Annotated in this window: 19 protein-coding genes and 1 tRNA gene; 14 read left to right on the top strand and 6 right to left on the bottom strand. The window is 57.8% G+C overall.

All coding sequences use genetic code 11. From position 1 onward, the window contains the following. The first annotated feature begins 4 nt into the window (after window positions 1–4). The 3 genes from HGHM_RS10390 (at window position 5) to HGHM_RS10380 (ending at window position 3,827) form a co-directional block, all read left to right on the top strand. Window positions 5–1,201: a heme biosynthesis protein HemY gene (locus HGHM_RS10390; protein ID WP_019141463.1), complete on the top strand. Its 1,197-nt coding sequence runs from the start codon at window positions 5–7 to the stop codon at window positions 1,199–1,201. Between the two features lie 198 nt (window positions 1,202–1,399). Next, the gene (gene ppa, locus HGHM_RS10385) at window positions 1,400–1,945 is read left to right on the top strand and encodes an inorganic diphosphatase (RefSeq protein ID WP_019141462.1); all 546 of its coding nucleotides are present in this window, start codon (window positions 1,400–1,402) and stop codon (window positions 1,943–1,945) included. 280 nt (window positions 1,946–2,225) lie between these two features. Beyond that, entirely contained in the window at window positions 2,226–3,827 is a 1,602-nt protein-coding gene (locus HGHM_RS10380) for an HDOD domain-containing protein (protein ID WP_245549200.1), read from the top strand. A gap of 21 nt (window positions 3,828–3,848) precedes the next feature. On the opposite strand, the gene HGHM_RS10375 is transcribed toward HGHM_RS10380, so the two are convergent. Further along, on the bottom strand, window positions 3,849–4,895 hold the full coding sequence (locus HGHM_RS10375; protein WP_019141460.1) for a serine/threonine protein kinase: 1,047 nt from the start codon (window positions 4,893–4,895) through the stop codon (window positions 3,849–3,851). A 125-nt stretch (window positions 4,896–5,020) separates the two neighbouring features. Then, complete coding sequence (locus HGHM_RS10370) at window positions 5,021–6,160, bottom strand: GNAT family N-acetyltransferase (protein ID WP_019141459.1); 1,140 nt, start codon at window positions 6,158–6,160, stop codon at window positions 5,021–5,023. A 153-nt stretch (window positions 6,161–6,313) separates the two neighbouring features. Between HGHM_RS10370 and HGHM_RS10365 the strand changes: the two genes are divergently transcribed. Beyond that, window positions 6,314–6,652 (top strand): P-II family nitrogen regulator, encoded by a 339-nt coding sequence (locus HGHM_RS10365; protein WP_019141458.1) that lies wholly within the window; start codon window positions 6,314–6,316, stop codon window positions 6,650–6,652. 48 nt (window positions 6,653–6,700) lie between these two features. Here HGHM_RS10365 and HGHM_RS10360 read toward each other — a convergent pair whose 3' ends face one another. Together HGHM_RS10360 and trxB are read right to left on the bottom strand one after the other, a co-directional pair. Beyond that, window positions 6,701–7,360 carry a Smr/MutS family protein gene (locus HGHM_RS10360; protein ID WP_019141457.1) on the bottom strand — a complete coding sequence of 220 codons (660 nt, stop codon included), beginning with the start codon at window positions 7,358–7,360 and terminating at the stop codon, window positions 6,701–6,703. 90 nt (window positions 7,361–7,450) lie between these two features. Next, window positions 7,451–8,407, bottom strand: coding sequence for a thioredoxin-disulfide reductase (gene trxB / locus HGHM_RS10355; RefSeq protein ID WP_019141456.1), 957 nt, complete (start codon window positions 8,405–8,407; stop codon window positions 7,451–7,453). A 236-nt stretch (window positions 8,408–8,643) separates the two neighbouring features. Between trxB and HGHM_RS10350 the strand changes: the two genes are divergently transcribed. The 6 genes from HGHM_RS10350 (at window position 8,644) to HGHM_RS21135 (ending at window position 16,036) form a co-directional block, all read left to right on the top strand. Then, a complete protein-coding gene (locus HGHM_RS10350) occupies window positions 8,644–10,992 on the top strand; it encodes a DNA translocase FtsK (protein WP_019141455.1) in 2,349 nt (782 codons plus the stop codon). 9 nt (window positions 10,993–11,001) lie between these two features. Then, window positions 11,002–11,673 carry an outer membrane lipoprotein chaperone LolA gene (lolA, locus tag HGHM_RS10345; protein ID WP_019141454.1) on the top strand — a complete coding sequence of 224 codons (672 nt, stop codon included), beginning with the start codon at window positions 11,002–11,004 and terminating at the stop codon, window positions 11,671–11,673. Window positions 11,674–11,784: 111 nt separating this feature from the next. Continuing rightward, window positions 11,785–13,077, top strand: coding sequence for a replication-associated recombination protein A (locus HGHM_RS10340; RefSeq protein WP_026075904.1), 1,293 nt, complete (start codon window positions 11,785–11,787; stop codon window positions 13,075–13,077). A 192-nt stretch (window positions 13,078–13,269) separates the two neighbouring features. Next, on the top strand, window positions 13,270–14,571 hold the full coding sequence (serS, locus tag HGHM_RS10330) for a serine--tRNA ligase (protein WP_019141451.1): 1,302 nt from the start codon (window positions 13,270–13,272) through the stop codon (window positions 14,569–14,571). A gap of 128 nt (window positions 14,572–14,699) precedes the next feature. Beyond that, window positions 14,700–14,789 (top strand) — tRNA-Ser (locus HGHM_RS10325). Between the two features lie 449 nt (window positions 14,790–15,238). Continuing rightward, the gene (locus HGHM_RS21135) at window positions 15,239–16,036 is read left to right on the top strand and encodes a sterol desaturase family protein (RefSeq protein WP_019141450.1); all 798 of its coding nucleotides are present in this window, start codon (window positions 15,239–15,241) and stop codon (window positions 16,034–16,036) included. Window positions 16,037–16,207: 171 nt separating this feature from the next. Here the strand turns inward: HGHM_RS21135 and HGHM_RS21130 are convergent, their stop codons facing one another. Beyond that, window positions 16,208–17,428 carry a carboxylate--amine ligase gene (locus HGHM_RS21130; RefSeq protein WP_019141449.1) on the bottom strand — a complete coding sequence of 407 codons (1,221 nt, stop codon included), beginning with the start codon at window positions 17,426–17,428 and terminating at the stop codon, window positions 16,208–16,210. Window positions 17,429–18,353: 925 nt separating this feature from the next. Here HGHM_RS21130 and HGHM_RS23880 point away from each other — a divergent pair. Together HGHM_RS23880 and HGHM_RS23605 are read left to right on the top strand one after the other, a co-directional pair. After that, window positions 18,354–18,722 (top strand): FAD-binding oxidoreductase, encoded by a 369-nt coding sequence (locus tag HGHM_RS23880; protein ID WP_407635403.1) that lies wholly within the window; start codon window positions 18,354–18,356, stop codon window positions 18,720–18,722. Then, window positions 18,613–19,011: a ferredoxin reductase domain-containing protein gene (locus HGHM_RS23605; protein WP_026075903.1), complete on the top strand. Its 399-nt coding sequence runs from the start codon at window positions 18,613–18,615 to the stop codon at window positions 19,009–19,011. The genes HGHM_RS23880 and HGHM_RS23605 overlap by 110 nt, the downstream gene beginning before the upstream one ends. A 61-nt stretch (window positions 19,012–19,072) precedes the next feature. Here the strand turns inward: HGHM_RS23605 and phnN are convergent, their stop codons facing one another. Then, window positions 19,073–20,362 (bottom strand): phosphonate metabolism protein/1,5-bisphosphokinase (PRPP-forming) PhnN, encoded by a 1,290-nt coding sequence (gene phnN, locus HGHM_RS22290; protein WP_161603777.1) that lies wholly within the window; start codon window positions 20,360–20,362, stop codon window positions 19,073–19,075. A gap of 330 nt (window positions 20,363–20,692) precedes the next feature. Between phnN and HGHM_RS10290 the strand changes: the two genes are divergently transcribed. After that, on the top strand, window positions 20,693–21,889 hold the full coding sequence (locus tag HGHM_RS10290; RefSeq protein ID WP_019141446.1) for a DUF445 domain-containing protein: 1,197 nt from the start codon (window positions 20,693–20,695) through the stop codon (window positions 21,887–21,889). A gap of 110 nt (window positions 21,890–21,999) precedes the next feature. Next, a complete protein-coding gene (gene pstS, locus HGHM_RS10285) occupies window positions 22,000–23,037 on the top strand; it encodes a phosphate ABC transporter substrate-binding protein PstS (RefSeq protein ID WP_034348485.1) in 1,038 nt (345 codons plus the stop codon). Window positions 23,038–23,110: the final 73 nt, after the last annotated feature.

The raw sequence follows: 23,110 nt of genomic DNA, 5'->3' as shown, positions 1-23,110 counted from the left end.
GACAATGCGCATCTTTCTTTCGATCGTCATCCTGTTCGCAGCCGCCATCGGCCTGGCCCTCGGCGCCCGCTTCAATCCGGGCAACGTAGTGCTGTTCTATCCGCCCTACCGGGTGGACATGTCGCTGAATCTTTTTCTGGCGCTGGCTGTCCTGGCCTTCATCGTGGCCTACGTCATCCTGAGCGCCATCCGGGCCACGCGCCAGATGCCGCAGCGCGTCGCAGCCTATCGGCGGGAAAAACGTGAACGTGAAGGCAACCGGTCCTTGCGCGATGCCTTGAAAGCCTTGTTCGAGGGACGCTTCGGCCATGCGGAAAAGGCAGCCTCGCGCGCTGCCGAAAGCCCGGAAAACGCCGGCCTGGCGGCGCTGATCGGCGCGCGGGCGGCACACCGCCTGCGCCAACCGGATCGCAGGGATAGCTGGCTTGCCAAGGTCCAGGATGACCCGTCACTGCGTTCCGCCCGTCTCCTGGTCGCTGCGGAGTTGCTGGTCGACGATCATCAGTCGGAAGCTGCCCTCGAAACGATGAGGGAATTGAATAGCACCGGCACGCGTCACATTCACGCCTTGCGGCTGGCATTGAAGGCCAACCAGCGGGCTGGCAACTGGCCAGAAGTATTGCGTTTGGTGCGCCAGCTGGACAAGCACAAGGCTCTCCATCCAGCCCTGTCCAGGCGCTTGCGTGAACTCGCGTATGACGATCTGCTTTCGGAGCGCCGGCATGATGCGGACTCGATCAAGCGCATCTGGACCAGCATTCCCGCCGAAGACCGTATCCGCCCCTTCGTCGCATTGCGGGCGGCGCGCACCTTCAATGCCAATGGCTTGCATGACGAGGCACGAGTCATCGTGGAAAAGGCGGTCGAGACCGAATGGGACGACCGGCTGGTGCGTGCCTATCGCGAATCCGCCGGCCCCGAAGGCTCACCGGAGTTGCTGGCGCAGATCGAGCGCTGCGAAGAGTGGTGCCGCGCGCATCCGGGCGACGCGGAGGTGGAGTTGACCCTGGGGACGCTATGCTTCAGGCAAAAGCTCTGGGGCAAGGCACAGCGGCACCTGGAACAGGCTTTGTCAGACGCTACGGAGGCGGCTACGGTACGCGAAGCACACCTCAAGCTGGCGCAGTTGCATGAAGCGCTGAATCAGCGGGAACAGGCAGCCGCGCATTACCGAAAGTGCGCCTTGACCCTGATGTTGTGACAGACTGAATGACTCCGGACCTCTGCCAATTGACCGATCGCGTTTCCGCTACCCGTTTTCCGTTGCTTCCCGCCAAAAGGCAGCAGCGACTGACGCTTGAGCTGCCGCAGACGTTCTTGTTGCGGCGCACAAGGCCAAATTGAAAGTCGTTATAATCCACCGTTTTTTACAAATTCCCATCACCAGTGAGGCTGCATCATGAGCTTGAATAATGTCCCGGCAGGACGCGACCTGCCCAATGATTTCAATGTGGTCATCGAAATTCCGATGAATGCCGACCCGATCAAGTATGAAGTCGACAAGGAAACCGGCGCAATTTTCGTAGACCGCTTCATGGGCACGGCCATGCATTACCCGTGCAACTACGGCTATATTCCGCAAACTCTTTCCGATGACGGCGATCCGGTCGACGTGCTGGTCGTAACGCCTTTTCCTTTGATCCCCGGTGTGGTGGTGCGCTGCCGTCCGATCGGCTTGCTGCGCATGTCTGACGAGGGTGGCCAGGATGCGAAACTGCTGGCGGTGCCGGTTGATAAGGTACTGCCCATCTACACCCACTGGCAAAAACCGGAAGACCTGAACGATCTGCGTCTGCAGCAGATCCAGCACTTTTTCGAGCACTACAAGGATCTGGAAAAAGGCAAATGGGTAAAGGTTGAGGGATGGTATGGTCCGGATGAAGCACGGGCGGAAATCCTGGCCAGTGTCGAGGCCTTCAAGAAAAAAGAAGCAGTCGCCAAGTAAGCTTGGTCCTTTATCTTCCCGCACGAAAAGCGCATCTTCGGATGCGCTTTTTTTTATCCCGGCATGCCCGGGCCGCCGGCGCTCCCAGGGATGAAATAAAGTCCGCAGCCGGAATAAAGTTTTTCAAAGGTTTGCCGACATTATTCAGGCAGGCGTCTCGCGCATGGCATGCCACTGACAATCTCCTTGGAACGCAACATTCCTTGCACGAGCCAGCCCTCAACTGAATTGCATCAATCGTGCAGCGTAAATTAATCCACAACGCCCGGAGCAGATAGAAGTGGCTTTTCCCGACACCCTGGCAACCCGGCCACTAGCTTCACCCGGCGTTTTGGACGAAGAGGATGCGCGCACTGCACGTGAGAGGCTGATGCAGAAGATCCGGGCCGATACGGAATTGCCGGCATTGGGCAGTTCTGTGTCCCGGGTGATCCAGATGGCGTCTTCGGATGATGAGGCTGTGGGGGATCTCGCGCATTTCATTTTGTCGGATGTCGCCCTAACGCAGAAAATCCTGAGGATGGCCAATACGGTAAGTTACCGTACGGCGTCGGGTGCGCCGATTGCCACGATTTCCAAAGCAATTTTTCTGCTGGGATTCGATTCGGTCAGAGCCATTGCGCTGGCGATGCTGCTGGTGGACGGCATGTCGGGAAAACATGCGCAAAGTGTGCGTATGGAACTGATGCGCGCACTGGCTGCAAGCATCGTGGGACGCGAGCTGGCGCGGCGCAGCCCTTTCAAGGATGCGGAAGAGGTGTCGGTGGCAGCTCTGTTCAAGAATATTGGGCGTGTGCTGCTCGCATCGCATGAACCGGATCTTTATGCACGGATAACATCTCTGGTCGACGCGAGTACCCATACGCCCGCACAGGCAGCGGTGAACGTGATTGGTTGCAGCGTGGAGGCGGTGGGGGAGTCCGTACTGCAGGAATGGAAGATGCCGGACACGATCATCAAGGCGCATGCCGCGCCTGCTGCCGGCGTCCTGAAACCCGCCAAAGGCCGGCAGGAATGGCTGCAGCAGGCTACTGCTTTCTGCGCCGCGGCGGCCGCGTTGATTTCCAATGGAGGTGCGGACAGGGATGCAGCCGCGGGCAAGGCATTGCTGGAACGGTTCGGTGCGGCCCTGAACTTCGATCAGTCCAAACTGGAGGAACTTCTTTCGGTGACGACGCAGGAAACCCGCCTGCTGGCCAGCCTCGCGAAACTAGAGTGCGGTCCCGAAGGGAAAAGCGCGGATATAGACGGTGGCCTCTTGGAGGAAACGGCAGATTCGGAAGGATTGCCGGATGAGCTGCTGCTCAGTGCACCCGATGGCGACGCCCTGGGTAGCAGCGCGCGGCATGCGAGCGGCAAGCCGATCAACGCGCGCGACCTGTTGCTGGCAGGCGTGCAGGATGTGACACAGATGATGGCGTCCAGCCGCTGCAAGCTGAACGATCTCTTGCTGCTGGTGCTGGAAACGCTCTATGGCGGCATGGGCTTTCGTTTCGGTGCCGTCTGCCTGAAAGATCTTCAGTCCGGTCAGTTTCGCGCGCGCATTGCGATGGGCGAACAAAGCGGCACACGCCAGGCGGGATTCTTGTTTTCAGGCTCGCCGGCGCGCGACCTGTTTCATCTTGCGCTGGAAAATGATGCGGACCTGATGATTTCCGACGCGCGTGCTCCGAAGATCAGGAATCTGCTTCCGGCATGGCATACGGATCTGTTGCCCGATGCCCGCAGCTTCATCGTACTGCCGCTGGTATTGAACAAAAAACCGATCGGCCTGTTTTATGCGGACCGTGCCGAGCCTGCACCGGAAGGCGTGCCGCCGGATGAGACTGCGCTCATCAAGACCTTGAAGGGGCAAGTCCTCGCCGCGCTGCAATCGCGCTAGCCGGCCGACTGCGGTCAATGATCACCGGCTCACCAGGCTGAGCGCAGCAAGCGCCAGAGCGCCAGCCAGCCCAAGATAGCCTATCCAGTGCAGGATATCCTGCTGCAGGAGCGCGGCAAGCGGTCCGCGCTTTTCCAGCGTGGCCTTGCGGATCTGCCTTCCGCGGCGCGCCCGCTTCTGGTGCGCGATGTAGCGCTTGATATCGAGTGCCATGCTCGCGGCATCCGAGTAACGCTTTTCGGGGCGCTTGCTCATTGCCTTCATCACGATTTGCGAAAGCGCTGGCGGAATTCTCGAATCAATCTCGTGCGGCGTGCGCGGTGTCTTGTGGGTGATCTGGTGCAGCAGTTTGTCCGTCTCGTCCGACTGGAAGGGCTTGCGCCCGACCAGCATTTCATACATTACGGTGCCGAGCGAGTAAATGTCGGTGCGCTCGTCCACCGGAATTCCGGATGCCTGCTCCGGCGACATGTAGTTGGGCGTGCCCAGCAGATCATTGTGGAAGATGGTGTAGGGCGCGTCATCCTGCGCCAACATGCCGGAGGTCCGATTAGGGCTGCGCGCAATTCCGAAATCCATCAGCTTCGGCTGCTTGTCTTCGACCATAAAGATGTTGGCCGGCTTGATGTCGCGGTGGATGACTGCATTCCGGTGCATATGGTCGAGCGCATCGGCAAGCTTCCACGCAATGGCCGCAACTTCTCCAGGCCTGAAGCGCGTTCCGCCATCCAGCATCTTCTGCAGTTCGCAGCCCTGCAGCAATTCCATCGCAATGTAAGTCGTTCCGCCTTCGCTCGAGGCATCGTAAATTGTCACGATATTGGGATGAGACAGGCGCCCGGCGGCACGCGCTTCATTGATGAGCTGCTGCTCGTGCGGCTTTCTGTCAGGGCCGGAAAGGCCTGGATGGAAAGTCTTGATGGCGACGTCGCGCGCAATGACAGGATCATGTCCCAGATAGACGCGGCCTGTCGAACCGCGGCCCAGTTCACGCGTGATGGAGAAGCGGCCGATACGACTGATCGAGGAATTGTCCGAATTGGCAGGAGCTGCAGCAGGATATGTCATCGTATGGCAAATTCCTCATGGTCCTGTTTAGTCGCTGGAGATTATAAACACAGCTCTTGTTCACTTTTGCTCCAACCTGCATGTCGTGTTGTTTATTGCGCATAGCTGCGCATCATGCAGCAGCGTCATCCAGCCTTGAAGGGACTGCGCTCGTTCAATTCATCGATATAGGCTTCGATGCCGCCGGTTTCCCTTTGCAGGAACTGCTCAATCGCATTGGCGAACGCGGGATGTGCCAGCCAATGAGCTGACCAGGTCTTTTGCGGCAGGAAGCCGCGCGCCATCTTGTGCTCCCCCTGCGCGCCGCCTTCGAAACGCTGTATTCCGTTTGCGATGCAGAATTCGAGCGGCTGGTAATACGCCGTTTCAAAATGCAGGCAAGGCACAAATTCGATGGCACCCCAGTAGCGGCCGTACAGGGCACGCCTGTCATGAATCAGGAGGGAGGATGCTACCGGATGCCCTTTACGTTCAGCGATCACCAGCAGGATATTCTCAGGCATCGCGGTGCCAATGCGCTGAAAAAAGTTCAGGTCGAGATAGGGAGTCGAATAGTGCTCGGCATAGGTGCGGTCGTAGCAGCGCTTGAAGAAGCGCCAGTCTTTCGCGCTGGCTTCCTGGCCGCGTACATGGCGAAAGCCAATGCCCGCTTCCTGCACGATGCGGCGCTCCCGCCTGATATTCTTCCTTTTCTTTTGCTCCAGGGTTTCCAGAAAATCGTCGAAGTCGCGGTAACCGCCATTCATCCAGTGAAATTGCACGCCGGCGCGCAACATGAAGCCTGCTTTTTCCAGCGCCTCTGCCTGTTCTTCGGGCGGATAAAGAATATGAGTCGATGACGTGCCGCTGGCTTCCTGCAGGGCGCAGAGTGCCTTGATCAATTCCGCCTGTGCCTGAGGGGAGCGGGACAGCAGGCGGCTGCCGCTGACAGGCGTGAAGGGAATGGCGGACAGAAGCTTGGGATAGTAATCGAGGCCGTTTCTGCGGTAGGCGTCGGCCCATGCCCAATCGAATACATACTCTCCGTAGGAATGGTCTTTTGCATAGAGGGGAAGGGCCGCTTCCAGCCGGTTGGCCTGCCATACCGTCAGATATTGCGGCGTCCACCCGGTGGTCGTGGAAGCACAGCCGGATTCATGCAGCGCATGCAGGAAGGCGTACGACAGGAAGGGATTCCGGTCCGGCTGGGCTGCAATCAGCGCATCCCATTCCGCTTGTCCAATATCCGATAGAGAAGAAACAATTCGCGTGCGATAATTCAGCATGAAATTTTCCTGCGTTTAACAGTTCACTTTCCATTTCAGTGCCTTTGCCCCCAGGAAGAGGCTGCAGTGCCGGTCGAATGGCTTGCTGCGCAGGGCATTGTACGAAACCCTAGGGCCGGGGTTTGACGAACGATATTTACTGGAGAAATTGTCATGAAGCTTGTTACTGCAATCATCAAGCCCTTCAAGCTCGATGAAGTTCGTGAGGCGCTCGGGGAGATTGGTGTCAACGGACTCACCGTTACCGAGGTCAAGGGCTTCGGGCGGCAGAAGGGCCATACCGAACTTTATCGCGGCGCGGAATATGTCGTCGATTTCCTGCCCAAGGTGAAAATCGAAGCGGTGATCGACGACGGTTCGGTCGAGCAGGCAGTCGATGCCATCATCAAGGCCGCACGTACCGGGAAGATTGGAGACGGCAAGATTTTTGTGCAGGATGTGCAGCAGGTGATCCGTATCCGCACCGGTGAAACCGGAGCCGATGCGGTTTAAGCCACGGTAAGGCATCCATCCCGGCTCCATTCGGATTCAGGCTTTTTCCTACCCTTGCGCCTTCAGCAAAACAATCAGGGCCCCGGCCCCACCGTCCACGGCCCTGGCCTGGCAGAAGGCGATCACTTCCTCCTTCTGCACCAGCCAGCTGCGGACCTTGTTCTTCAACACGGGTTCCTTGTTGACGGAGCCTAAGCCCTTGCCGTGAATGACGCGCACGCAGCGCAAGCCGCGCTTCGCGGTAGCGCGCAGGAATTCCGCCAAAGCCTCGCGTGCTTCATCGCGGCGCATGCCGTGCAAGTCCAGCTGGCCCTGGATGACCCAGTGTCCGCGCCGCAGCTTGCGCAGCACATCCCGACCGATGCCGTTGCGGGCAAAGCTCAATGCTTCATCGGTGTCGAGCAGGGTGTCGACATTGAATTCATCGGACAGGGACTCCTGCAATGCCGCCTGTTCGTCGGCAAGATGCTGGCGCGGGATCGGCAGAGGGCGGGGCGTCGAGAAGGGGGCCTTGTCGCAAGGAGGAAGGGGCGCAACATTGCCTATGCTGCGGCGGAACAATTCGGCTTCACGCCGGATTTCCTGCTCCCGCCGCAGGCGTTCGGCTTCGGCTTCCTTGCGCGCCTGCTCCTGCGCTTTCAGTTGCTCGCGCAGTGACTTGAGAGCCGTGAGATCCTTGATGATGCCAGACATGATGAATGTGTCCATGTGCCGCCCGCATGGGCACTTCACTGCTGCGGGCGGCTCTGCTTTCCGATACGGGCTGCCGTGGCAGCCTTTGCAAAGCCCGGAGAGTAATTACCCGGCGTGGCTTTCCAGATAGCGCTGCGCATCCAGCGCCGCCATGCAGCCGGTCCCGGCGCTGGTTATCGCCTGGCGATAGATATGGTCCTGCACGTCGCCAGCTGCAAATACGCCCGGAATGCTGGTCGAGGTCGCCATGCCTTCCAGTCCGGCCCTGGTCTTGATATAGCCGTTATGCATGTCCAGCTGGCCGTCGAAAATTCCCGTGTTCGGCTTGTGGCCGATTGCAATGAAGACGCCATGGACGGCAACCGGATGGACGCTGCCATCCACGGTGGATTTGATCCTGATGCCGGTCACGCCGCTCGCGTCGCCAGTGACTTCTTCCAGCGTGTGATTCCACTTGATTTCGACTTTTCCTTCCTCGACTTTTGCCTTCAGGCGATCGATCAGGATGGGTTCGGCACGGAACTTGTCGCGCCGGTGAATGACCGTTACCTTGCGCGCGATGTTGGACAGATAGAGCGCTTCTTCGACTGCGGTGTTGCCGCCGCCGACCACGGCCACTTCCTGCCCGCGATAGAAGAAGCCGTCGCAGGTGGCGCAGGCCGACACACCCTTGCCCATGAATTCCTCTTCGGAAGGCAGGCCAAGGTACTGGGCGGAGGCACCGGTCGCAATGATCAGCGCGTCGCAGGTGTATTCGCCGACGTCGCCAATGAGACGGAATGGCTTTTCAGTAAGCTTCGCGGTATGGATATGATCAAAAATGATTTCGGTATTGAAGCGCTCGGCATGCTGCAACAGGCGTTGCATCAACTCCGGCCCCTGAACGCCCATCGGATCGCCGGGCCAGTTTTCCACATCGGTGGTGGTCATCAACTGGCCGCCCTGTTCCATGCCGGTGATCATGACCGGCTTCAAGTTTGCGCGGGCAGCATAGACGGCGGCACTATAGCCGGCGGGACCGGAGCCGAGAATCAGGACTTGGGCATGTTTGGTGGTAGCCATAGGAATTACGAGTAAGGGTTGTCAAGGACGATACACGGTGCCAATACCGGTTTGGCAGAGCTTTGCATATGGGGTCGAAGGGCAAAATTGCAACTGCATCCCGGCTTATTCGGTTTTGCGCCCGAAAAACTGGTTAAGATTATAGTCGAACATGCCTTGCGAGCACCGGCAGTCCCTCGGACAGCGCCCGAACACCCGCCGCATTCCAGCATTTCACGAATGCCATTTCTCATCTTATGACCCGGACAACCCAAGCTTATACGCGCAATGCGAAGGCGCAGAAGACGCAGGAGGCGGCGCCATTGCCGAACCGGCTGGTGCGCCTGTTATCGGAGGCACGCTGGTTCGTGCTGACCGGCATTACCATTTATTTAATTCTCATCTTTGCAACCTATTCCAAGGCCGACCCCGGCTGGTCACAGTCGGCCGTGGTATCAAAGCCGAATAACTGGGGCGGTTTTACCGGGGCCTGGGTGGCAGACCTGACGCTGTACATCTTCGGCTTTTCGGCATGGTGGTATTGCGTATGGTTGCTGCGGTCCGTGTGGAAGGGGTACCGACGTCTGTCGCACCGGTTCCTGTTTCAGAAGGAGCCGGAGCCGGAGCACCCGCACGAGGCATGGATCCGGGCGATCGGATTCGTCCTGCTGATCATCGGCAGCACCGCTCTCGAGCATACGCGGATGTACACCTTGAAGGCGCAATTGCCGCGGGCACCCGGTGGCGTGCTTGGCCAGTATTTCGGCGATGGGGCACAGGCTGCATTTGGTTTCAATGGCGCCACGCTCCTGTTCCTGATGTTGTTCGGCGTCGGCTTCAGCCTGTTTTTCCATATATCCTGGTTGTCGGTTGCGGAGCGTATCGGTGCGATGATCGAAGGCGTCATCGAACGCATGCGCAAATTTTATGTGGAGCGCCAGGATCGCAAGGTTGGCCATGTCGCTGCGGTCAAGCGCGAGGAAGTGGTGGTGCAGGAGCGTGCAAAGATCGTCGAAGCGCCGCCGATCCGCATCGAGCCCCAGGTGGTGGCCGTGCCGAAATCCGAGCGCGTCGAAAAGGAAAAGCAGGTTTCTCTGTTCAACGACCTCCCGGACACCAATCTGCCGCCGCTTTCGCTGCTCGATGAGCCGCCGGCGGCCCAGGAAACCGTCAGCGTCGACACGCTGGAATTCACCAGTCGCCTGATCGAGAAGAAGCTCTCCGACTTCGGCGTCGAGGCGAAAGTGGTTGCGGCCTATCCGGGCCCGGTGATTACGCGCTACGAGATCGAGCCGGCAACCGGCGTGAAGGGCAGCCAGATCGTCAATCTTGCGCGCGACCTTGCCCGCTCTCTCTCCCTGACGTCAATCCGCGTGGTGGAAACCATCCCGGGCAAGAATTACATGGGACTCGAATTGCCCAATCCGAAGCGGCAGATCGTGCGGTTGACGGAAATCCTCGGTTCCAAGGTCTATAACGACAGTCCGTCCAGCCTCACAGTGGCGCTCGGCAAGGATATCGCCGGCAATCCGGTGGTTGCCGACCTGGCGAAGATGCCGCACCTGCTGGTCGCCGGTACCACGGGCTCCGGCAAATCGGTCGGCATCAATGCGACCATCCTGTCGCTGCTGTACAAGTCCGACCCGAATTACGTGCGAATGATCCTGATCGATCCGAAGATGCTCGAAATGTCGGTCTACGAAGGCATTCCTCATCTGCTCGCGCCGGTCGTCACCGACATGCGCCAGGCCGGTCATGCGCTCAACTGGGCGGTGGCCGAGATGGAGCGCCGCTACAAGCTGATGTCCAAGCTTGGCGTGCGCAACCTGGCCGGTTACAACCAGAAGATCGCCGACGCAGAAAAGAATGAGGAAAAGATCCCGAATCCGTTCAGCCTGACGCCTGATGCGCCCGAGCCGCTGGAAAAGCTGCCAACCATCGTGATCATTATCGATGAACTGGCTGACCTGATGATGGTGGTCGGCAAGAAGGTGGAAGAACTGATCGCCCGCATCGCACAGAAAGCCCGTGCCGCGGGCATCCACCTGATCCTCGCGACCCAGCGTCCTTCGGTCGACGTGATTACCGGCCTGATCAAGGCGAACATCCCGACCCGCATCGCCTTCCAGGTCAGCAGCAAAATCGATTCGCGCACCATTCTCGATCAGATGGGCGCCGAGACACTGCTCGGCATGGGTGACATGCTCTACATGCCGCCCGGTACCGGCATGCCGATTCGCGTGCACGGTGCCTTCGTGTCCGACGATGAAGTGCATCGGGTGGTCGAGCACCTGAAGTCGCAGGGCGAGCCGAATTATGTGGAAGGCATCCTGGAAGGCGGCACGGCGGAAGAGGGCGGCGACCCTGTTCTGGGTGGTGCAGAAGGCGGAGCCAGCGGCGAGTCGGACGCAATGTACGATCAGGCTGTCGCGGTGGTCCTCAAGCACCGCCGCGCTTCGATCTCTCTCGTGCAGCGCCATCTGCGTATCGGCTACAATCGCGCTGCGCGCCTGCTGGAGCAGATGGAACAGAGCGGCCTCGTTTCATCCATGCAATCCAACGGCAACCGCGAGATCCTTGTTCCTGCTGGGAATAATGCCGAATAGGAAAACGTTTTGAATCGCATCGAACCCTGTCAGTCGACCGGATTTTTCCGGCGTACCAAACTGCTTGCGGCAATTGCCGCCACCTGTATTGCGGCATTGCCTGCACTTGCCCATGCATCGGCTCTGGACCAGTTCAAGTCCTTCGTGTCCGCCACCAAGTCCGCCAGGGGCGAATTCCTTCAGCGTCAGGTGAAGACCATGGATGGCACGACCAAGGTGTCCAATCCTGCGAGCGGCACATTCAAGTTTTCCCGCCCCGGCAAATTCATCTGGACCTATCAAAAACCGTACGAGCAGGTTCTGCAGGCGGACGGTGAAAAACTTTACATCTATGACAAGGACCTGAACCAGGTCACGGTCAAAAAACTCGGAAATGCCCTCGGATCTTCGCCGGCCGCGATCCTGTTCGGCAGCAATGACCTGGAAAAGAATTTCGCTTTGAAAGAGGCGGGAACCAGGGATGGACTGGAGTGGCTGGAAGCAACGCCGAAGGCGAAGGACACGAATTTCGATCGCATACTGATCGGCCTGAAGGATGGTGTGCCGCAGGCGATGGAACTGCGCGATTCATTTGGCCAGGTGTCACAGCTGACATTCAGCAAGTTTGAAAAGAATCCGCCCATGGCGCCGGACCAGTTCAAGTTCGTGATGCCCAAGGGGGCGGACGTATTCCAGCAATAAGTCTGTCCGCATTCCTGGCCAGCCGGGAATGGACACCTCGCGGAAAAGTTTGCCATCCATGCCTCTTGCCCGCCTTTGATTTCGACACATGCCTGTCACCCTGCCAAAGCCATGTCGCTTCCTCCCCTAGCTGAGCGCTTGCGCCCGCGCTCGCTCGACGACGTCATCGGCCAGCAGCATTTGCTCGGGCCCGGTAAGCCTCTGCGCGTTGCCTTCGAATCCGGCGAACCGCATTCCATGATTCTGTGGGGCCCGCCGGGTGTGGGCAAGACGACGCTGGCGCGTCTGATGGCGGACAGTTTCGATGCGGATTTCATTGCATTGTCGGCCGTGCTGTCGGGTGTCAAGGACATCCGGGAGGCGGTGGAGCGGGCGGAACTGGTGCGCGCCACTTCCGGCCGTCGCACCATCCTGTTCGTCGACGAAGTGCACCGCTTCAACAAGAGCCAGCAGGATGCGTTCCTGCCGCATGTGGAAAGCGGCTTGTTCACCTTCATCGGCGCGACCACTGAAAACCCTTCCTTCGAGGTGAACGGCGCACTGCTGTCGCGGGCGGCGGTATATGTGCTCAAGTCGTTGACCGAGGACGACCTGGCGGCGCTGATGGAGCGCGCCTGTTCCCAAGAACTGGGTGGCCTGCGCTTTACCGAAGGCGCGAAGGCCAGCCTGATCGCGAGCGCCGATGGCGACGGACGCAAGTTGCTCAACAATCTCGAGATCGTCGCCCGTGCTGCCGCCGCAAACGAACAACAGGAGGTGGATGAAGCATTGCTGTCCACTGCCTTGTCGGAAAATCTGCGCCGCTTCGACAAGGGCGGCGATGCCTTTTACGATCAGATCTCGGCATTGCACAAGTCGGTGCGCGGCTCGAATCCGGATGCCTCGCTCTACTGGTTCGTGCGCATGCTCGACGGTGGCGCCGACCCCCGCTACCTCGCGCGCCGCATCATTCGCATGGCGGCAGAAGATATCGGGCTCGCCGATCCGCGTGCACTGCGGCTAGCGCTCGATGCCGCCGAAACCTACGAGCGGCTCGGCTCGCCTGAGGGCGAACTGGCGCTGGCGGAAGCAGTGGTTTATCTCGCCTGCGCAGCCAAGTCGAATGCTGTCTACAACGCCTACAATGCCGCCCGCGCCTTCGTTGCCAAGGACAAGTCGCGCCCGGTGCCCGAGCATTTGCGTAATGCTCCGACCAGGCTGATGAAGGAACTCGGTTACGGGAAGCTGTATCGATATGCGCATGACGAACCGGATGCCTATGCGGCCGGGGAAACCTATCTGCCTGAAGGGATGAAGGAGCCGCATTGGTACCAGCCCACGCCGCGTGGCCTGGAAGGAAAGATCGGGGAAAAGCTGGCGTATTTGCGTGCGCTGGATCGCGAGGCGAAGAAGGTCAAGGCTTAGCGCCAGTTTCTTGCGCGCCAAGCGCTTCATGCTATTGGTCACGCTGCGTGTCGGTCAGATTCCTCACGCGCATCTCACCGGTTTTCATCCATCTGATTTGGCAATAATCAACAGCCAGCCGCTTGTCGGCCGCGCTTGTGCTCGCGAGCGCTTGGTACAATGGCGGTTTCGCAATCAGAAACCGGCAATTCCATGATCGACATTCAACTTCTCCGCAAGGACATCGATGCCGTTGCTGCCCGCCTGGCGACGCGCAAGTTCCAGCTCGATGTCGCCGCCTTCAATGCGCTTGAAGCCGAGCGCAAGCAAATCCAGACCCGTACGGAAGAATTGCAGGGCAAGCGCAATGCCTTGTCCAAGCAGATTGGCATGCTCAAGGGAAAAGGCGAGGACACTTCCGCCGTAATGGCCGAAGTCGCCGGCATCGGCGATGAACTGAAGGCGTCGGCCGAGCGCCTCGATGCAGTTCAGGCCAAGCTCAGCGAATTCATGCTGTCCATCCCCAACCTGCCGCACGAATCGGTCCCGGTGGGACAGGATGAAAGCGCGAATGTCGAAGTGCGCAAGGTGGGGACGCCGCGCGCTTTCGATTTCGAAGTGCGCGATCACGTGGACATCGGCGCGAAGCTGGGCCTGGACTTCGATGTCGCCGCCAAACTGGCCGGCTCGCGTTTTGCCGTAATGAAGAACGGTATCGCCCGTCTCCATCGGGCGCTGGCGCAATTCATGCTCGACACGCACACCATCGAGCACAATTACACTGAATGCTATACGCCGTACATCGTGAATGCCGACTCCCTGCGCGGCACGGGACAGTTGCCGAAATTCGAAGCCGACCTGTTCGCTGTCAAGAAGGGCGGGCAGGAAGGTGAGGGCGAGGCTCTGTACCTCATCCCGACCTCCGAAGTCTCGCTGACCAACATGGTGCGCGATGAAATCCTCGGCGCCGATGCGCTCCCGGTCCGGCTTACTGCGCACACACCATGCTTCCGCTCCGAAGCGGGCAGCTACGGCCGCGACACTCGTGGCATGATCCGCCAGCACCAGTTCGACAAGGTGGAAATGGTGCAGATCGTCTACCCGGAAAATTCCTACGACGCGCTGGAAGAAATGGTCGGGCATGCGGAAAACATCCTGAAGAAACTCGGCCTGCCTTACCGCGTGGTGGCTCTGTGCACCGGCGACATGGGATTCGGTGCCGCTAAGACTTACGACCTCGAAGTCTGGCTGCCGGCGCAGAACACCTATCGCGAAATTTCTTCTATCTCGAATTGCGAAGCCTTCCAGGCACGCCGCATGCAGGCGCGCTTCCGCAATGCCCAAGGCAAACCGGAACTGGTCCATACCCTCAACGGTTCCGGCCTGGCGGTAGGACGCACTTTGGTCGCCATTCTCGAAAACTACCAGCAGGCGGACGGCAGTGTCGAGATCCCGGAAGCATTGCAGCCGTATATGGGTGGCTTGAAGCGTTTGTCGCCGGAAGCTCAAGGGTGATTGGTGCCATTTGCCGTATGTAAATGCGGCAGAGGGCGCATGCAAAAATCGCCAGGGGTTACGAACAGGAAAAGACTCTGTTATAATTTCGCGCTTTGCGGCATGTACCCGCTGCAAATGACCGACCAGGAAAGGTGGCAGAGTGGTCGAATGCGCTGGACTCGAAATCCAGTATACGTGCAAGCGTATCGAGGGTTCGAATCCCTCCCTTTCCGCCAAGAATATCAAGTACTTAGCATTACACTCAAAGCCGCTTCCAAGCGGCTTTTATTTTGCCTGGCGTGGGAAAACCTGCCTCTCCCCGCGCCTTTTTCTTCTCATCAATCACGCCACTGTCTTGATCAGGCAATGCTTCACGGGCTCATCCGAAGGCCGTTTCTGTTTTCGTTGTAGGCGTATTGCAATCAGCTGGGAATTCTTAAACCCAAGCAACACGGGTGCGCGATGTGCAAGCTTATTGGGACCCCTGCATGAAGCGTAGTACGGTTCGAATTGCATTCGCCTCGTACACAGGAATTCATGCGTTATTGAGATGCCGCAGTGTCGTGCGAGCCCGATTCTTGACACGAGCAATTGGTCAAATAGCTTAAAAAGCAGACGCTCAGTGGCCCTGACGCCATTTCTGCGATCCTCGTCTTGTTTCCTTTTTGCGGGTGCATAGACTCTCATGTCCGCGCCGATCATCCTTGAGATCTTTGCGGGTTTTACAATGTTCGCGTTGGTATTTGTAACGCTTGAACGATATCTTCCTTTTCGGCATCAGAGCGTGCTGCGACCGGGCTGGATGACTGATGTCACCTACTACGTCGTGGGATGCTTCGTCGGCCGCCTTTCAGATGCCATCACCGTATCGGCCATACTGATCATCCGGTGGGCATTCGGGTTTGAGTCTGATGGTATAGCGGGACAACAACCGGGATGGCTTCAGTTCATCGAGATTGTGCTTCTGGCGGACTTTCTCGCCTATTTCTATCATCGAGGTGCGCATCAATACGTATGGCTATGGAGATTCCACAAGATCCACCATACGTCAGTGCGAATGGATTGGCTCGCAAATGTGCGTGTGCATCCACTCGACAAGATATTGGGAGACTGCTTCCAGCTTGTGCCGATCTTTGGTCTCGGATTTTCCAATACTCCACTGCTTGCCTACACAATAGTGTTGGGATTCCAAGGCTTTCTCAACCATTCGAACATCAAGGTGGATTATGGGCCACTGCGCTGGATCATAGCCAGTCCCACATTTCATCATTGGCACCATTGCTCTGTTCCGGAGGCGTACAACAAAGATTTCGCACCGCACTTGGTGCTTTTCGATTTTTTGTTTCGAACAGCACATATCCCACAAGGTAAAGTCCCGCCGAACAGATACGGTCTCAGCGAATCGATGCCGAATAGTTTTTGGGGGCAAATGATTGTTCCTTTTCTGAGACGGACTCCGCCCGCGGCGAGCACCGGCGAATAAAAGGGTGGCAGCGGCGTCTGGCTATCAGGAGATGTTGGTGTCGGCAGGCACAATCGCGCTCCGGTTCCTCAGGCTTGACCGCATTTTTCGGGTTCGAATGACTTCATCAAGCCGCCTGCTATTGCTCGCTAATCCGGGCAACGGGATGTTGCGTGGGTGTATTCGTTTGCATTAACGGAACAAGCGCTGCGCCAGGCGATACAGCAAAGCGCGGGTATCGCGTACGAACGGCATCAGGTCGTCCCGCTGGAGTAAGGGGTATGCAGTGTGTGGCCGAAAGAAATCGATGAAGTATCGGCAGAGTTCGGGCAGGCGCCAATACCTTAAGCTCTGGTCGGCTATTCGGTGTTGCTGGAACAGGATGCGCAACAAGCGTTTGGTTTCTTCAATCATGCACCGCAACCGGATGCCGCTGCGGTACGGGATCGGTCTGATTGGCTGATGCAGTATCATGGCCTGATACGCCAGCCAAGGGAAGGATACGCCGGCATGGCTGGCAAGCGCCAGACTCCCCCAGTATCTGCCATTGACTTCCATGAGGACGGCTTGACCCGTCGTCGGATCCATCCGGTACTCCACCATGGCAATGCCTTCCCAATCTAATGCCCTTAGCAGCGCCACGGATTGCGCGACAAGCGCAGGGGCGGGCGCTTCGGATTGCGCCATGCTGGATACACCGCCTTCCGGCGGCCATTCATGAATTCTTCGGTGTTGAAATACCTGACAAGCATGACCGCCTGCCACGAACATGGAAATGCCAAGCCCGTCGCCCGGGCAATACTCCTGAATTAAGGGAAACTGGTTGATGGACGCGAATTGGCGCACATAGTGCAGGAGCTCACTTGCGCAATAGCAGTAATGCGATTTTTCAAAGGGCAGTCCGACCTTGGCTAATGCAGGCATGACGGCGTAAGGGTTGGGCCATTTCAGCACCACGGGAAATTGCCAGGTTCCCAAAACGTGGGCGATCTCGTCGAGAGAGCGGATCTGAGCAGTACGGGGTACGGCAATACCGATCTTTTGAGCAGTCAAATAGGTCTGCTCTTTATTGACCACTCTTTGCATATGCGCATCATCAGGAAATAAGAACCGGAAGGCATGCAACTGGTGTCGATGGCGGTTTAACAGGGCGATGTCGCATTCGACATGGGCAATGAGGCATGCCTGTCCCAATCTGTGTCCCAAGGCAGCAAGCTGATCGATGAACGCTGGTTCTTCGGGAGCCCGGACGTAACCTTTGTGGAGATAACGTGATACTAGGGCCGGAGCCGCCGGATCGGTGGAAAACCCATACACCGGCACTCTGTGTCGGCCCAGGTCCCGGACCAGGGCCAGGCCGATTCTGTTTTGAATGCCGACAATCACGACGGGAATAAGTGGCTTCTCCATCATTGCCCAAAAAGCTCCAGTGCATCATCTTGTTTGGTGCTTCCATGCAGCGCTTTATTCCGTCTCTCGCAAAAACGCGCCTGGGGTGCATTTCATACATGTCCAAAAGCCAGGGTGGTGAGGATTTTCAATTCTGATCCTCGGCTTGGTGCACTAACTGAGTTCTGACGCGGGTTTGCAGCACTTCTTCTCTTTTCGCTGCTCCAGTCGACGAAGCTCTTAGTCTGCCGCTGCTCCAATTTTCGCCGCACGCTATTTACCATCATTCTGACTGGTCTCAATACAGGGGGAATGGCTTGCCGGTCCATGGAGTACCTTGGGAACTATCAAATTGGAACTTGTCGAACTTCACGGTTGTGATATGTCGATAAAGAAAGTTGAGCGCATTTCCGCGACATCAATTCAAACGCACAAGATTTGACGATATGCATATCAGGCTATGGCAAGCCGTCCTGTTACCCGCGGCAATCAGTTTTCTGCTGACATTTTCTGAAATCCCTTCCCGGGACTGGTTTTCTACAGCGGCCTTCAGTCTCGCTTCCGGCGTTACCGCTCTGGCATTAATGGCGACGGCGGCGACTCTGGGAGAGCGCTGGGGGATTCATCGAGTCCTGGTTCGGAGGCCTCGACCGGGTTTACAGGGCACGCAAGTGGATGGGGATATGGGCGCTAGGCTTTGCCTCGTTTCACTTGTTGTTCAGAGCCGGCATGCAGGGATGGGATACGGCACCCATCATGGCGCTGGTGGCACAAGCTTTCCGGGCCGTTGTTTCTGATCGTAGTCCTGCATTCGTTGAGCATCAAAACGCCCATCGAGCTGGCGAGTCCGGCAGGAATCTGGCTGGCGGGTGTCTCTTCGGTGGGAATCGTGGCCGCCGCTTACAAGCTCTTCTTGTATCGCTTCGTATCAAGTCATGCCGAATAGGAGGTGACTGGAGTCGCGCCCGGCAGCAATGCGGTGCATTTGATGCTCAAACCGGTGGAGAGCCCAATCCGTTTCGAGCCTGGTCAATTCGGATTTCTGACAATGACCGAAGACGGGATGCGCGAGCCCCATCCATTCACGATTGCCAGCGCCAGCGGCTCCGATGGTCAGGTCGACTTCCTTATCCGTAATTTGGACAACCATACCCGCAAGCTCATTGCCCGGACTAAAATCGGAATGCGGGCCAACATCTATGCACCTTATGGGCGCTTCAAGCGTCGTGGTGCCGCGAAGCGGGAAGTCTGGATCGGGGGGTGTCGGAATTTCGCCGTTCGTCGCCTGGCTGAAGGACGAGGCCGCACAGGGCTTTGAGAAGGTCACCTTCTTCTATTTCTTTACGCCGGGCCGCGAGTTTCCGAGCGCCGAAGTGCTGGGCGAAATGGCTCGGGAGCGGGGCGCGGAATTCGTCCCCATTTCAGAGGGAGCCGCAAGCCCGGCTTTCACCAAGCGCTTCGCCGAAATTGTCCAGGTCGCCGGCGCGAGGGAAGTCAACATCAGCTTTTGCGGCCCGCAGGGTCTGCTGGAACAGATTCGGCTGCAGATGCGCAAGAGCGGCATCCCCGAGGGCAATCTGCAGTATGAGTATTTTTCATTCAGATAGGGCGCACGTGACGCTTTAATCCCACGAGGCGGCGTGCTGCCAACCTCTTGGCTGCGGAAAATCATGTATTCAAATTCGCCTTGCTTTCATCTTCCAATATTTGCAGCAGGCGCTGCCCGGCGATTCCCGGCGGCCCGCTATTATCGATATGGATGATTTCCTGACTGTCTGGGCGCGGAAAGCGGCTGGTCCGTTCCAGCCGGCTTCGCAGGGCGATACCGGATTCCCGCCTGCGTGCTTCGATTCTTTGTCGGATCAGCGCTGCATCTGCATCGATCCAGATGACTCGCGTGCCGGGAAACTGCCGTCGCAGCTGCGGCAGGTATTCGCGCGAACCGTTGACAACGACGTTGCATCCGATTGCAAGGTCGGCTTCAATGCTGCGCGGGATTCCGTAGAAAAAGCCATGTGCCGACCAGGTCATTGCGAAGTGGCCAGATTTTTCCAGTCGCAAAAAGGTTTCCCTGTCCACGAAGTCCTGTGCACTGCTTGAAGCCTCCGGCCTGGTGGATATTCTCTGCGCAAACACAACCCGCTGCCTGGCACCCACGCGCTGTTGCGCCCACTGGATCAAGGTGTCCTTGCCGACTCCGGAAGGACCGACGATGTAAAACAGCTTGCCGCGCGGGGGAAGCAAGTTTGCCGGCGGTCTTGCTCCAAAAGAAATGCGGCGCAAGAGAACATAGGGCTCGCCGGGGTGCTCTTCCTTGAATAGGCTCAACCCGTCAATGACGAGCGGCTCCGCAGCCTGGGCAGTCGCAAAACAGGCTTGGGCGGCGCTCTTTACTGCCAACGCAGCATCGGAAGGCAAGCCGGCCAGCGGGCCGGTAAGCGTCAGGTGAAAGCGGAATTTTTCTTCGACGTATGGATAGCCCCAGCGCTGCAGCAAGGCCTCTTCACGCTCCGATAAGCCTACACGACGATGTTCATCCAATTCTTCTGCATCCGGTAGCTTTCGCAGCAGGTCGAAATAGTCGAGGCAACGCGTAGCCAGCGCACAGATATCCTGGACGGGGCCGGCCGGCCGAAGTGCCAGAAACTCGCCAAGCGGGCGAACTTTCACGTCGTGCAGGATGATAGGCTGCTGGACGGCGCAAAATGCATCTGCCATCGCATTCACGTGCGTTTCGGTAAAGCCGTTTGCAAGATGGAATGGCGCCTTCAGCGTCGCATGAAACCCATACCGGCGGGCTTCCTCCGTCAACCGGTTCAATATGTCAACTGGCACATTGACGATCGCGGGGCGAGAACATTCGATATTGCGTGCGGGGTCGCGTCCCAGCCAGCTGCAACCTGCCTGCCACCAGGAAGAATCAGGGGCAGGAGTGAAGTAGAGTGCGTAACGGGTCATGCTTGTACAGCCTTGCTTCGCGTAATCACCTGGCGGCAACCACGGCTTCATTGAAAACGGCCGATTGGCATTGCCAATCTCTGATCTTACTGGACATCATGACATGGGCCTTGCTGCAGGGGCAGGTACATTCCTCCTTATCCGCTGGTGCCTTGATGTGCCGCAGACATCTATTCGGGGCTTTCATCTTCCGGCAGGGGCGAAAGTGCGGTTCATGTTGTCAAAGCCGAACTATTTGAATGATTTGATGCTCGAATTGTTATCCTGAATAAACAAGTAAAGGTGTATCCATCGATGCAGGAATCCGAGCAACTGATACAGCTTAGAAGAATGCGCCGGCTTGCGACCGGTCTGCTTGTATTGATGGCTGTGGTGTTTGTTGCCGCAAGGCTGCTGCAGCCGAAGTGGAGTTATCTGTCTTTTGTCAGCGCCTTTGCGGAAGCCGCGATGGTGGGCGCCCTGGCGGATTGGTTCGCAGTCACCGCCTTGTTCAGGGCTCCGCTTGGGTTGCCGATTCCGCATACCGCCATCATTCCGAGGAACAAGGAAAGGATAGGAGAGAGCCTCGCCAACTTTCTTGAGAATAATTTCATCACCCAGGAAATCATCCGGGACGAGTTGCGTACGATTGACTTTGCCGGCGCTGCCGCGCAATGGCTGGCGCGGTCGGAAAACAGTGCTGCAGTTGCACGCCAGATCATGAAGGGTGTTCCCGCGCTGCTGCGCGTCGTCGAGGATGAGGATATACAGCATTTCATTCAGGGCAGGATCAGTTCGGCTCTGGAAGGCGTGAAATTCGCGCCGATATGCGCTGAAGTGCTGACAATCATGGCCGCCAGGAACCATCACCAGGAATTGTTCAGCCAGCTGATCGAGATGGCGGCAGGAACACTGGATCACAACAAGTCGTATATCCGCTGGCGCATCCATGAAGCGAGCCCGCGCTGGCTGCCCAAAACCATCGATGACAAGCTGTACCAGCGATTGCTCGATGCGCTGGAAAGCACACTTGCCGAAATGCGGGATGAAGACAGCGAATGGCGCCTGCGCTTCGAGCATGCGACCAATGCGTTCATCGAAAAACTGCGAACGTCGCCGGAATATGAGGCGAAGATCGATTCATTGGTCAGGGAAGTACTCGCCCATCCCATGTTTCGCGACTACGTCATGCACGTCTGGCTTGAAATCAAGGAAAGGCTTGTCGCCGATGCCGCCAGCAAGGATTCCAGGATGCGCGCAAGGCTGGAACAGGCATTCCGCAATGTTGGCGCAGACCTGCTGCGCGACGCCAAGGTGCAAAGCAAGATCAATCAGGGGATCCGCCTGCTGGCGACCGAAGTGATCGTAGAGCGGCGGAAGATGATTGCAGACCTGGTGGCGCGCGTCATCCGGAAATGGGACGCGGAAACCGTGTCGCGCAAGCTGGAATTACACGTCGGGAAAGACTTGCAATACATCCGAATCAATGGCACTTTGGTCGGCGGCCTGGTCGGGTTAGGGCTGCATGTCATATCCCTGGCACTGTAGACTCTTATTCCGCCGGCCTGCCTTTATGACACTGATTATTTCAGTTGTCATAAACCTGTCATAAATCTTCATTAGAGTTCGAACTGCTTTCCCATCATAAAGGAGCAGGTATGAACCGATTCTTGAAGTCTTTGGCAGTAACGGCCGCCGCTACAATGGCTTTCTCTTCCGCCATTGCAGCAGATATCACCGGGGCAGGTGCGACATTCCCCTATCCGATTTATGCAAAATGGGCGGAAGCCTACAAGAAAGCTACCGGCGTCGGCCTGAATTACCAGTCAATAGGCTCAGGTGGCGGGATCAAGCAGATCAAGGCCAAGACTGTCGACTTCGGCGCATCCGACATGCCTCTGAAGGCGGAAGAATTGGATGCGGACGGCCTGACCCAATTCCCTGCAATCATGGGCGGGGTGGTGCCCGTGATTAACCTGGCAGGAGTCGCGCCGGGGCAATTGAAACTGACCGGGCAAGTACTTGCAGATATCTACCTCGGGAAAGTCACCAAATGGAACGCTCCCGAAATTGCCGCTCTCAATGACGGGCTCAAACTTCCTGCAGAAGACATTACAGTGGTACACCGCGCCGACGGATCCGGCACCTCTTTCCTGTTCACGGACTACCTGTCCAAAGTCAATCCCGAATTCAAGTCGAAGGTGGGCGCGTCCACGGCGGTCAAATGGCCGGCTGGCATCGGCGGCAAGGGGAATGAGGGCGTTGCCGCAAACGTCCAGCGGATGAAGAACTCGATCGGCTATGTCGAATATGCCTATGCGAAGAGAAACAATATGGCGCATGTCCAATTGAAGAACCGCGATGGACAATTCGTGCAACCTGACGACGAGGCGTTCAAAGCGGCTGCAGCCGGCGCGGACTGGGCAAAAACTCCGGGCTTCGCAGTCATCCTGACCGACCAGGCCGGAAAGGGCAGCTGGCCGATTACCGGGGCATCGTTCATCCTGATGCACAAGACGCAGGCCGATGCGGCAAAAGCCAAGGAAGTGCTGAAGTTCTTCGACTGGGCGTACAAGAATGGCGGCGCGATGGCTTCGGAACTTGAATATGTCGCCATGCCTGCCTCGGTAGCCAAGCTGGTGCAGGATGCGTGGAAAGCGCAATTGAAAGACAGCACCGGCAAGGCCATCTGGTAAGGCTTGGAAGCTTGCCCTGCACCGAAACTGGCCGCATCCCGATGAATTCGCAAGGACGCGGCCAGTTCGTTCG

It is taken from the genome of Noviherbaspirillum massiliense JC206, assembly GCF_000312045.1.
Lineage (GTDB): Bacteria > Pseudomonadota > Gammaproteobacteria > Burkholderiales > Burkholderiaceae_D > Noviherbaspirillum > Noviherbaspirillum massiliense.
The sequence above is the reverse complement of the archived record's forward strand: the minus strand, read 5'-3'. Positions and strand labels throughout refer to the sequence as shown.

Bases quoted from the DNA above. Each gene is read 5' to 3' on its own strand.
- pstS (WP_034348485.1), top strand. From the start codon at position 22,000: ATGAACCGATTCTTGAAGTCTTTGGCAGTAACGGCCGCCGCTACAATG.
- HGHM_RS10290 (WP_019141446.1), top strand. From the start codon at position 20,693: ATGCGCCGGCTTGCGACCGGTCTGCTTGTATTGATGGCTGTGGTGTTT.
- ppa (WP_019141462.1), top strand. From the start codon at position 1,400: ATGAGCTTGAATAATGTCCCGGCAGGACGCGACCTGCCCAATGATTTC.
- phnN (WP_161603777.1), bottom strand. From the start codon at position 20,362: ATGACCCGTTACGCACTCTACTTCACTCCTGCCCCTGATTCTTCCTGG.
- HGHM_RS10360 (WP_019141457.1), bottom strand. From the start codon at position 7,360: ATGGACACATTCATCATGTCTGGCATCATCAAGGATCTCACGGCTCTC.
- HGHM_RS21130 (WP_019141449.1), bottom strand. From the start codon at position 17,428: ATGATGGAGAAGCCACTTATTCCCGTCGTGATTGTCGGCATTCAAAAC.
- HGHM_RS10370 (WP_019141459.1), bottom strand. From the start codon at position 6,160: ATGCTGAATTATCGCACGCGAATTGTTTCTTCTCTATCGGATATTGGA.
- HGHM_RS10390 (WP_019141463.1), top strand. From the start codon at position 5: ATGCGCATCTTTCTTTCGATCGTCATCCTGTTCGCAGCCGCCATCGGC.
- HGHM_RS10375 (WP_019141460.1), bottom strand. From the start codon at position 4,895: ATGACATATCCTGCTGCAGCTCCTGCCAATTCGGACAATTCCTCGATC.
- HGHM_RS10340 (WP_026075904.1), top strand. From the start codon at position 11,785: ATGTCGCTTCCTCCCCTAGCTGAGCGCTTGCGCCCGCGCTCGCTCGAC.
- HGHM_RS10350 (WP_019141455.1), top strand. From the start codon at position 8,644: ATGACCCGGACAACCCAAGCTTATACGCGCAATGCGAAGGCGCAGAAG.
- HGHM_RS21135 (WP_019141450.1), top strand. From the start codon at position 15,239: ATGTCCGCGCCGATCATCCTTGAGATCTTTGCGGGTTTTACAATGTTC.
- HGHM_RS10365 (WP_019141458.1), top strand. From the start codon at position 6,314: ATGAAGCTTGTTACTGCAATCATCAAGCCCTTCAAGCTCGATGAAGTT.
- HGHM_RS23605 (WP_026075903.1), top strand. From the start codon at position 18,613: ATGGGCGCTTCAAGCGTCGTGGTGCCGCGAAGCGGGAAGTCTGGATCG.
- trxB (WP_019141456.1), bottom strand. From the start codon at position 8,407: ATGGCTACCACCAAACATGCCCAAGTCCTGATTCTCGGCTCCGGTCCC.
- serS (WP_019141451.1), top strand. From the start codon at position 13,270: ATGATCGACATTCAACTTCTCCGCAAGGACATCGATGCCGTTGCTGCC.